This window comes from Bordetella sp. BOR01 (genome assembly GCF_019218885.1).
Taxonomy (GTDB): domain Bacteria; phylum Pseudomonadota; class Gammaproteobacteria; order Burkholderiales; family Burkholderiaceae_B; genus Bordetella_A.
Genome location: NZ_JAHUWT010000006.1, coordinates 276,694 through 286,232 on the forward strand (window position 1 = coordinate 276,694; position 9,539 = coordinate 286,232).

Genomic DNA, 9,539 nt, shown 5'->3' on the forward strand with positions numbered 1-9,539 from the left:
CGCCGCGCATGCGCCGCGACGGCCCTTTTCATTTACCGAAACGCGCACGAGTCCATGCAGGAACGCTACAGCCCTACCGCCGTCGAAGCAGCCGCCCATCAAGACTGGCAGGCCCGCGACGCCTATCGTGTCACCGAGCACGCCCGCAACGCCGACGGCACCGAAAAGCCCAAGTTCTACGCCTGCTCGATGCTGCCCTATCCCAGCGGCAAGCTGCACATGGGCCACGTGCGCAACTACACCATCAACGACATGATGACGCGACAACTGCGAATGCGCGGTTACAACGTTCTCATGCCCATGGGCTGGGATGCCTTCGGCATGCCGGCCGAAAACGCCGCCATCAAGTCCAAGGTGCCCCCGGCCAAATGGACCTACGACAACATCGCCTACATGAAGAAGCAGATGAAGGCGATGGGGCTGGCCATCGACTGGTCGCGCGAAATGTGCGCCTGCGATCCCAAGTATTACAAATGGAACCAGTGGCTGTTCCTGAAGATGCTTGAAAAAGGCATCGCCTACCGCAAGACCCAGGTCGTCAACTGGGATCCGGTCGACCAGACCGTGCTGGCCAACGAACAGGTCATCGACGGGCGCGGCTGGCGCTCGGGCGCCCTGGTCGAAAAACGCGAGATCCCGGGCTACTACCTGCGCATCACCGACTACGCCGATGAACTGCTCGACCAGGTCCGCGAAGGCCTGCCCGGCTGGCCCGAACGCGTGCGCACCATGCAGGAAAACTGGATCGGCAAATCCGAAGGCCTGCGCTTCGCTTTCCCGCACACCATCGCCGGTGCCGACGGGCAGCCCATCCAGGACGGCAAGCTGTATGTCTTCACCACGCGCGCCGACACCATCATGGGCGTCACCTTCTGCGCGGTGGCACCCGAGCACCCGCTGGCCACGCACGCGGCCCGGTCCAACCCCGAACTCGCCGACTTCATCGAGCAATGCAAGCTGGGCGGCACCACGGAAGCCGAGGTCGCCACGCGCGAAAAGGCCGGCATGCGCACCGGCCTGGCCGTCACGCACCCGCTCACCGGCGCCCAGGTCGACGTCTGGGTCGGCAACTACGTACTCATGAGCTACGGCGACGGCGCTGTCATGGGCGTGCCCGCGCACGACGAGCGCGACTTCGCCTTCGCCAAGAAATACCAACTGCCCATCCAGCAAGTGGTGGCCGTGCAGGGCAAGACCTATAGCACCGATGCCTGGCAAGAATGGTACGGCGACAAGCAAAGCGGCCGCACCGTCAATTCCGGCAAGTACGACGGGCTGTCGTACACCGAGGCCGTCGACGCCATCGCCGCCGACCTGGCCGGGCAGGGCCTGGGCGAAAAGCAGACCACCTGGCGCCTGCGCGACTGGGGCATTTCGCGCCAGCGCTACTGGGGCACCCCCATCCCCATCATTCACTGCCCCGACTGCGGCCCCGTACCGGTACCCGAGCAAGACCTTCCGGTGGTGCTGCCCGACGACCTGATCCCCGACGGCAGCGGCAACCCGCTGGCCAAGAACGAGGCTTTCCTGTCCTGCTCGTGCCCCAGCTGCGGCAAGCCCGCGCGGCGCGAAACCGACACCATGGATACCTTCGTCGATTCGTCGTGGTACTTCATGCGCTACACCTCGCCCGGCAACGACCAGGCCATGGTCGACGCACGCAACGATTACTGGATGCCCATGGACCAGTACATCGGCGGCATCGAACATGCCGTGCTGCACTTGCTGTACGCGCGCTTCTGGACCCGCGTCATGCGCGACCTGGGGCTGCTGAAATTCGACGAACCCTTCACCAAGCTGCTGTGCCAGGGCATGGTGCTCAACCACATCTATTCGCGCAAGAATGCCCAGGGCGGCATCGAATACTTCTGGCCCGAGGAAGTCGAGAACGCCTATGACGCCAAGGGTGCCATCATCGGCGCCCACCTGAAGGCCGACGGCTCCGAAGTGCACTACGGCGGCGTGGGCACCATGTCCAAGTCCAAGAACAACGGCGTCGATCCGCAAGCGCTCATCGATACGCTGGGCGCCGATACCGCACGCCTGTTCGTCATGTTCGCCAGCCCGCCCGAACAAACGCTCGAGTGGTCGGACTCCGGCGTCGAGGGCGCCAACCGGTTCCTGCGCCGCCTGTGGTCGCACAGCTACGCGCAACGCGACGCCGTGGCGCGCGGCCTGGCTGCCGGCACCGACTGGCCCCAGGCGCCGGCCCCGGTAAAAGACCTGCGCCGCGAGGTCTACAGCCTGCTCAAGCAGGCCGACTACGACTACCAGCGCATCCAGTACAACACCGTGGTGTCGGCCTGCATGAAAATGCTCAATGCCATCGACGACGCCACGCTGCCCGACGGCGCCCATGCCGACGCCGCGCGCGCCGAGACCCTGGGCGTGCTGCTGCGTGTGCTGTACCCTGTGGTGCCGCACGCCACCTGGCTGCTGTGGCGCGACCTGGGCTACGCCGATTCGCTGGGCGACCTGCTCGACGCCCCATGGCCGCACGTCGACGAAGCCGCGCTGGTGGCCGACGAAATCGAACTCGTGCTGCAGGTCAACGGCAAGCTGCGTGGCTCGATCCGCGTGGCGGCCCAGGCATCCAAGGCCGATATCGAGCAAATTGCCGCCGCCCAGGAAGAAGTCGCCCGTTTCCTCGAAGGCCGCCCTCCCAAGCGCGTCATCGTCGTGCCGGGCAAGTTGGTCAACGTCGTAGGCTGAAGAGGTTCCGCATGCATCCTGCCCCGCAACGCTTCCATTCCCGCTGGCTACTGCGTGCCGCCAGCCTGGCGGTCGTCATGCTGCTTGCGGCGTGCGGGTTCGCACTGCGCGGCGTCACGCCGCTGCCGTTCGACACCATGTATGTCGGCATCCCCGACAACACCCGCTTCGGTGCCGACGTGCGCCGCGCGCTGCGGGCGGCCTCGCCCGACACGCGCCTGGTCGAGCAGCCCGACCAGGCCCAGGCCATCCTGCAGATGGTGCGCAACGAGCGCACGCTGCGCGAAGTCTCGCTGAACGCCCAAGGCCGGGTCGAAGAATACGAACTGGGCATCGTATTCACGTTCCGCCTGGTCACCAACAAGGGCGTGGCCATCCTGCCCGACACCACCCTGTCGGTCTATCGTGAAATGCCTTACGACGACCAGGTCGTGCAAGCCAAGCAGGGCCAGATCGAAAGCCTGTACCAATCGATGCAGCAGTCGCTGGTCGGCCGCCTGCTGCGCCGCCTGACCGCGCCTGACGTACGCATGGCCGCCGAGGCTGCGGCGCGTGGCGAAAGCGACCCCGACGCACCGGTGTTCGATCCCAACGCCAGGCCTGTGGAACGGCCCGAAACCTGGCAAACACCCGCCTCGCCCGGTACGGGCTCCTGGTAAGCCATGGCGCAGGCGCTCGACGCTGACCGGCTGGCCGATCACCTGCAACGCGCGGGCCAGCGGCTGGCGCCGCTGTACACGGTATCGGGCGACGAGCCGCTGCTGGTCATCGAGGCGGTCGATGCCCTGCGCGCCGCCGCGCGTGCCGCCGGCTATACCGACCGCACCACCATGGTCATGGACGCCCGCAGCGACTGGAGCGCGGTCATGGCGGCCACGCAAAGCGTGTCGCTGTTCGGCGACCGCCGCGTGCTGGAAATCAAGCTGCCCACCGGCAAGCCCGGCAAGGCTGGCGCCGATACACTGGCGCGGCTGGCTGCCCAGGCCGCCAAGCAACCCGACGCCGACACCCTCATCCTGGTTGCCCTGCCCAAGCTGGACAAGGCGACCCGCGAATCCAAATGGGCGCTGGCATTGGCGCAAAGCGGGGTAATGGTCGACCTGCCCTCCGTCGAGCGCGGCCGCCTGCCCGCCTGGATCGCCACCCGGCTTGCCCGCCAGAACCAGCGCGCCGACAGCGCCACGCTGCAATGGATGGCCGACAAGGTCGAAGGCAACCTGCTGGCCGCCCACCAGGAAATCCAGAAACTGGGCCTGCTCTACCCCGAAGGCCAATTGGCGGCCGAAGACATCGAGCGCGCCGTGCTCAACGTGGCCCGCTACGACGTCTTCGGCTTGCGCGATGCCATGCTGGCCGGCGACGCGCCGCGCACGGTGCGCATGATCGCCGGCCTGCGGGCCGAAGGCGAGGCCCTGCCGCTGGTGCTGTGGGCCGTGGGTGATGAAATCCGTCTGCTGGCACGCGTGGCCGAGGCCCGTGCCAGCGGCCAGGATGCCGGTGCCATGATGCGCCGGCTGCGTATTTTCGGCGCCCACGAGCGGCTGGCGCAGCAGGCCCTGGGACGCGTGCCCGCGCGCGCCTGGCCCCTCGCCGTGCAGCACGCCCACGAGGTCGATCGTCTCATCAAGGGGCTGGCCGTGGCTGGCCGGCTGTCCGACCCCTGGGAAGAAATGACCCGGCTGGCCCTGCGCGTGGCCGCCGCCGGCCGATCGTGACGGCCGCGGACGGCCCATCCGGCCGCCGCAGCACGATACACTTGAACTATCTGCTGGCGCACGCCGCGCCACCCCCGAAATCATGCAAGACACACTGATGCCCGCTTCCGACATCGATACCGCCATGCTGGCCCTGGGTGAAAATGCCCGCCGCGCCTCGCGTGCCATGATGCGCGCCACCGGCGCAGCCAAGAACCAGGCCCTGCACGCCATGGCCGAGGCGCTGCGCGACAGCGCCAGCGAACTGAAAGCCGCCAACGCACAAGATGTCGACGCCGCGCGCGCCAACGGCCTCGAGCCCGCCTTGCTCGATCGCCTTACGCTGTCGGACCAAGGCATCGACCGCATGGCCGAGGGCCTGCTGCAAGTGGCGGCCCTGCCCGACCCCATCGGCAGCACCACCGCCAGCACCTTGCGCCCCAATGGCATGCGGGTGGCCCAAATGCGCGTCCCGCTGGGCGTGATCGGCATCATCTACGAATCGCGCCCCAACGTCACCATCGACGCGGCCGCGCTATGCCTGAAATCCGGCAACGCCACCATCCTGCGCGGCGGCAGCGAAGCGCTGCACTCCAACGTGGCGCTGGGCCGCGTCGTGCAGGCCGGCTTGCGGGCGGCCGCGCTGCCCGCCGAAGCGGTGCAAGTCGTGGACACCACCGACCGCGCCGCCGTCGGCAAGCTCATCACCATGACCGAGCATATCGACGTCATCGTGCCGCGCGGGGGCAAGGGCCTCATCGCCCGCCTGGCGCGCGAAGCGCGCGTGCCGCTGATCAAGCACCTGGACGGCAACTGCCATGTCTACATCGACGCGGCGGCCGATCCCGAAAAAGCCCATGCCATCGCCTTCAATGCCAAGACCTACCGCTATGGCATTTGCGGCGCCATGGAAACCCTGCTGATCGACGCCGGGGTCGCCGTATCCATCCTGCCTCGCCTGGCGGCCGCCTTTACCGCCCATGGGGTCGAACTGCGCGGCTGCCCGCGTACCCTCGAAATCGTGCCGGCCGCCAAGCCCGCCACCGACGAAGACTGGGCCACCGAATACCTGGGCCCCATCCTGGCGGTGCGCATCGTCGATTCGCTCGACCAGGCCATCGAACATATCGGACGTTGGGGTTCGGGCCATACCGACGCCATCGTTACCGAAGACCTGTCGGCGGCGCAACGGTTCCAGTGCGAAGTCGACTCCAGCTCGGTCTACGTCAACCTGCCCACCTGCTTTGCCGACGGTTTCGAATATGGCCTGGGTGCCGAGATCGGCATTTCCACCAACCGGCTGCATGCGCGCGGCCCGGTAGGCCTGGAAGGCCTCACCACGCTGAAGTGGATCCTCAGCGGCGAAGGCCAGACCCGCGGCTGACCCGCCCGCCCCACGTATCAAACACGCACTACGTCACTTTTCGGATATCCATGCCCACGCAAGTCCTGGCCTACGCCTTCAGCCTCGTCACCCTCTGCTTCCTGGTCTGCTCCATTTGCGGCATCGTGCTGTTCTTCGTACGCACCGACCACATCAACAACACCCTGCAGCATCCGCTGCTCAAGCACGGGCCGTTTCGCCGGTTTCCCCTGGTGATCAAAACCACGATCCTCCAGGATTATTTTTTTCGCCTGGCCTTTCCCGGCTTCAATTTCGGGCTGTTCGCCCATGCCAACAAGCAGCTCAGCCACGTCGACCCCAAGCGCGTGCCCCTGAGTGTCAAACTGCCCATCGTCGGATTCTGGGCCTCGTGCTGGGTCGGCCTGGCGGCCATGATCGCCGTCTGGGTCATCTTGCTGATGCACGGCTAAGCCGGCTCAATCGTCTTCTTCGAACACCTGCACGATCGCATCGGCAATGGCGCGCACCCGCGCGCTGCGGCTCAGGTCGCCGTGCAGCACCAGCCACAGGTCATACGACTCGGCGCGTTGCGGCCATAGCCGCACCAAGGCCGGATAAGTATCCGCCAGTATCACAGGCAGCTCGCCGATTCCCAAGCCTCGGGCCACGGCCTCCAGCATCATCAAGCCCGAATTCACCTCCAGCGCCACCTGGCCATTGCGCGTCGGCTCGCCGCAAAACGCGTCGAACCTGCCGGGAATCGCGCTGCGCTGGTAAACCACCAGCCGGTGGCCGGCGAAAGCCGTACCCAGCTTCGGCTCGCCATGTGCCTGCATATAATCCACCGAGGCATACAAGCCCATGTCACGGCGCGCCAGGTGGCGATGGATCAGGTCGGGGTTGTCGGGCCGCACATTGCGCACGGCGATGTCCGCTTCTCGCCGGGTCAGGTTGGTGATCTGCGTAGACGTCGACAGCACCACGCGTATTGCGGGGTGATCGGCCTGCACGCGCCTGAAAGCTTCCAGCAAATAATGGCGCCCCAGGGTGTCCGATGTGGCCACCCGCACGACGCCCGACAAGCGCGTGTCCAGGCCCTGCATCTGGCGCTGCAATTGGTCGGCCGCCTGTTCCATGCGTTCGGCGGCCACGAAAGCCAGTTCGCCAGCCGCAGTGGGCACGTAGCCCCCGGGCGTGCGCAAGAACAGCCGCGCCTGCAGCGAGGCCTCGATAGCCGCCAGACGGCGGCCCGCCGTGGCCTGGTCTACCTGCAGCACCGCGGCTGCCCCGCGCAGGGTTCCCACGCGGTAAATCGCCAGGAAGATGCGCGCGTCATCCCAATTCATAGGCGTCCATTGTCGATCGGCGTCGAGCCTGCGCATCAGCCATGTGATGCAAATTTGCATTGCTACATGGCAATTCTACGGGTTTTTTGCATCATGAGAAATCCGTACGATGCCAGTCCTCAATGCCCGGAATCGCCTGCCATGCGTATCTGCTCTTCTTCCCCGGCCGTGCCCGCCACGCTACCCGCCACTACCACTACCACTACCACTACCACCACCACCGCCGCCTTGCCCTTGCTTGCCTTGGCTATCGGCTGCGTGATGGCAATGCTCGATGTCACGGTGGTCAATGTCGCCCTGCCCACCATTGCCGATCAACTCGACACACCGCTCAGCGGCCTGGTGTGGATCGTCGACGGCTACACCCTGGCCTTCGCCGCCCTGTTACTGGCGGCCGGCGCACTGTCCGACCGCTATGGCGCCAAGCCCGTATACCTGGCGGGCCTGGCGGTGTTCACGCTGGCCTCGCTGCTTTGCGGTGCAGCACCCGACACCGGCCTGCTGGTTGCCGCCCGGCTGCTGCAAGGCGTGGGTGCCGCGTTATTCATGCCCAGCTCGCTCAGTTTGCTGATGCACGCCTATCAGGCACCCAGTGTCCGCAGCCGCATGGTGGCGGCTTGGTCCGCCATCATCACGGTGGCAGCCACCGCGGGGCCTCTGGCCGGCGGCGTGCTGATCAGCCAGTTCGGCTGGCGCAGTATTTTCCTGATCAATCTGCCGCTGGGCCTGGCTGGCCTCTGGCTGGCGCACGTATACCTGGCATCGCCCGCAGTGCGGCCGCGGCCGCTGAACCTGGCCAGCCATTTGCTCGGCATCGCCATGCTGGGCTGTGCCAGCTACGCCCTGATCCAGGGCAACGTCTATGGCTGGATGTCACCACGCATCCTGGCGGCAAGCGTGCTGGCCATGCTATTCGGGGCAGCACTGGTAATGCGCGAACGACGTCACGCCCATCCCATCGTGCCACGCACCCTGTCCCGGACACCGGGTTACGTCGCCACCAATACTTTCGGCTTCCTGATCAGCTTCTCGGTATATGGCCTGATCTTCCTGCTCAGCCTGTATGTGCAACAAGCCCTGGGCGCCGACGCGTTGCAGGCCGGCCTGCAACTGCTGCCTGTATTCGGGGTCTTCTCGATCGGCAACCTGGCCGCCGGCCGCCTGACCGCACGCTGGGGCGCGCCGGCCACCATGCTGGCCGGCGCCGCCATCGCAGCATTGGCCAGCATGGGGATATGCGTGTTCTACACCCCCGAAGCTTCCTACTTGTTGCTGGTCGCAATGCTGGCCGTAGGCAATCTGGCCACTGGCGCCGCCATCCCGGCGATGACGGCACTTGCCCTGCAGCTCGGTGGCCCGGCCCATGCCAACAGCGCGGCCGCGACCCTGAACGCCAACCGCCAGGCCGGCGCCCTGGTAGGAGTCGCGGCCATCGGCAGCGTGCTGCATGCACTGCCCGATTGGCATGCAAGCCTGCCGGCTGCCATGGCGCTTATCGCGGCCGCCTATGCCGCCAACGTGGTGATCGCGATCCGCTATATACCACGCGGTACTGGCCAGGAAAGTGCCGCGCCGTAAAATGCCGGCATGCAAGCCCGTCTTGCTTGCCCACCCACATTGCTTCTTTTCCATGCCTGATATCCAGATCCAGCATCACGAACAGCAGGGCCGCTTCGACACGCGTGTCGACGGCCAGCTCTGCGTTCTCGATTATCAATTGCGCGACGGCACCATGATCATCCAGCACACGGGCGTTCCGCCCGCCGTGGGCGGCCGCGGCATAGCCGCCGAGCTGACCCCCGCGGCGCTCGATACCGCCCGCCAGCGCGGCTGGCGGGTCCGGCCGGTGTGCTCGTACGCCGTGGCCTACCTGGCTCGCCACCCTGAATACCAGGATCTGGCCGCCTGATGCGCACGCCCGCATCCGCCGGCCCGCTGGCCTGCCCCTGCGGCAGCGGCCTGGCGTATCCAGACTGCTGTGAGCCCTGGCACCATGGCCCGCGGCACCTGCAGGCACCCAACGCCGTGGCGCTGATGCGTTCTCGCTACAGCGCCTTTGTCACCGACGCGCTGCAATACCTGCTTGATACCTGGCATCCCGACACACGCCCTGCCCAGCTCGACCCCAATCCCGCCGACCTGAAATGGCTGGGCCTGCAGGTCAAGCAGCATATCGAGCAAGACGCCGACCATGCCAGCGTCGAATTTGTGGCGCGCTATCGCCAGGCCGGCCGCGCTACACGCCTGCATGAAATCAGCCGCTTCGTGCGCCAGGATGGCCGATGGTTCTACCTTGACGGCCAGCATCGCTGAAACGTAGCGCCGCAAAGACAAAACCCCAGCACACTTCGTGCTGGGGTTTTGGGGCATAAGAGCCTGACGATGACCTACTTTCACAGACGGGAAGTCCACTATCATCGGCGCGAAGGCGTTTCACTGTCC

The 9,539-nt window shown here is 66.3% G+C and carries 9 protein-coding genes; 8 read left to right on the top strand and 1 reads right to left on the bottom strand.

Going from position 1 to position 9,539, the window contains the following annotated elements:
• Positions 1-54: 54 nt before the first annotated feature.
• From leuS to KW845_RS28705, 5 genes are all read left to right on the top strand, one after another.
• Positions 55-2,712 carry a leucine--tRNA ligase gene (gene leuS / locus KW845_RS28685; protein WP_218372812.1) on the top strand — a complete coding sequence of 886 codons (2,658 nt, stop codon included), beginning with the start codon at positions 55-57 and terminating at the stop codon, positions 2,710-2,712.
• A gap of 11 nt (positions 2,713-2,723) precedes the next feature.
• Positions 2,724-3,371: an LPS assembly lipoprotein LptE gene (gene lptE, locus KW845_RS28690; RefSeq protein ID WP_218372813.1), complete on the top strand. Its 648-nt coding sequence runs from the start codon at positions 2,724-2,726 to the stop codon at positions 3,369-3,371.
• Positions 3,372-3,374: 3 nt separating this feature from the next.
• The gene (gene holA, locus KW845_RS28695; RefSeq protein ID WP_218372814.1) at positions 3,375-4,427 is read left to right on the top strand and encodes a DNA polymerase III subunit delta; all 1,053 of its coding nucleotides are present in this window, start codon (positions 3,375-3,377) and stop codon (positions 4,425-4,427) included.
• Between the two features lie 97 nt (positions 4,428-4,524).
• A complete protein-coding gene (locus KW845_RS28700; protein ID WP_255593021.1) occupies positions 4,525-5,790 on the top strand; it encodes a glutamate-5-semialdehyde dehydrogenase in 1,266 nt (421 codons plus the stop codon).
• Between the two features lie 50 nt (positions 5,791-5,840).
• Positions 5,841-6,221: a hypothetical protein gene (locus tag KW845_RS28705; RefSeq protein WP_218372816.1), complete on the top strand. Its 381-nt coding sequence runs from the start codon at positions 5,841-5,843 to the stop codon at positions 6,219-6,221.
• Between the two features lie 6 nt (positions 6,222-6,227).
• On the opposite strand, the gene KW845_RS28710 is transcribed toward KW845_RS28705, so the two are convergent.
• Positions 6,228-7,097 (bottom strand): LysR family transcriptional regulator, encoded by an 870-nt coding sequence (locus tag KW845_RS28710; RefSeq protein WP_218372817.1) that lies wholly within the window; start codon positions 7,095-7,097, stop codon positions 6,228-6,230.
• 141 nt (positions 7,098-7,238) lie between these two features.
• On the opposite strand from KW845_RS28710, the gene KW845_RS28715 reads away from it, so the two are divergent.
• The 3 genes from KW845_RS28715 to KW845_RS28725 are packed head-to-tail and all read left to right on the top strand — an operon-like array spanning position 7,239 to position 9,410.
• Positions 7,239-8,675 carry an MFS transporter gene (locus KW845_RS28715; RefSeq protein WP_218372818.1) on the top strand — a complete coding sequence of 479 codons (1,437 nt, stop codon included), beginning with the start codon at positions 7,239-7,241 and terminating at the stop codon, positions 8,673-8,675.
• A gap of 52 nt (positions 8,676-8,727) precedes the next feature.
• Positions 8,728-9,006: a GNAT family N-acetyltransferase gene (locus tag KW845_RS28720; RefSeq protein ID WP_218372819.1), complete on the top strand. Its 279-nt coding sequence runs from the start codon at positions 8,728-8,730 to the stop codon at positions 9,004-9,006.
• Positions 9,006-9,410, top strand: a complete 405-nt coding sequence (locus tag KW845_RS28725) for a YchJ family metal-binding protein (RefSeq protein WP_218372820.1) — start codon at positions 9,006-9,008, stop codon at positions 9,408-9,410. The genes KW845_RS28720 and KW845_RS28725 overlap by 1 nt, the downstream gene beginning before the upstream one ends.
• The last annotated feature ends 129 nt before the right edge of the window (positions 9,411-9,539 follow it).

Excerpts from the sequence above, each read along its gene's own strand:
- leuS (WP_218372812.1), top strand. The coding sequence starts at position 55 with ATGCAGGAACGCTACAGCCCTACCGCCGTCGAAGCAGCCGCCCATCAA.
- lptE (WP_218372813.1), top strand. The coding sequence starts at position 2,724 with ATGCATCCTGCCCCGCAACGCTTCCATTCCCGCTGGCTACTGCGTGCC.
- holA (WP_218372814.1), top strand. The coding sequence starts at position 3,375 with ATGGCGCAGGCGCTCGACGCTGACCGGCTGGCCGATCACCTGCAACGC.
- KW845_RS28700 (WP_255593021.1), top strand. The coding sequence starts at position 4,525 with ATGCCCGCTTCCGACATCGATACCGCCATGCTGGCCCTGGGTGAAAAT.
- KW845_RS28705 (WP_218372816.1), top strand. The coding sequence starts at position 5,841 with ATGCCCACGCAAGTCCTGGCCTACGCCTTCAGCCTCGTCACCCTCTGC.
- KW845_RS28710 (WP_218372817.1), bottom strand. The coding sequence starts at position 7,097 with ATGAATTGGGATGACGCGCGCATCTTCCTGGCGATTTACCGCGTGGGA.
- KW845_RS28715 (WP_218372818.1), top strand. The coding sequence starts at position 7,239 with ATGCGTATCTGCTCTTCTTCCCCGGCCGTGCCCGCCACGCTACCCGCC.
- KW845_RS28720 (WP_218372819.1), top strand. The coding sequence starts at position 8,728 with ATGCCTGATATCCAGATCCAGCATCACGAACAGCAGGGCCGCTTCGAC.
- KW845_RS28725 (WP_218372820.1), top strand. The coding sequence starts at position 9,006 with ATGCGCACGCCCGCATCCGCCGGCCCGCTGGCCTGCCCCTGCGGCAGC.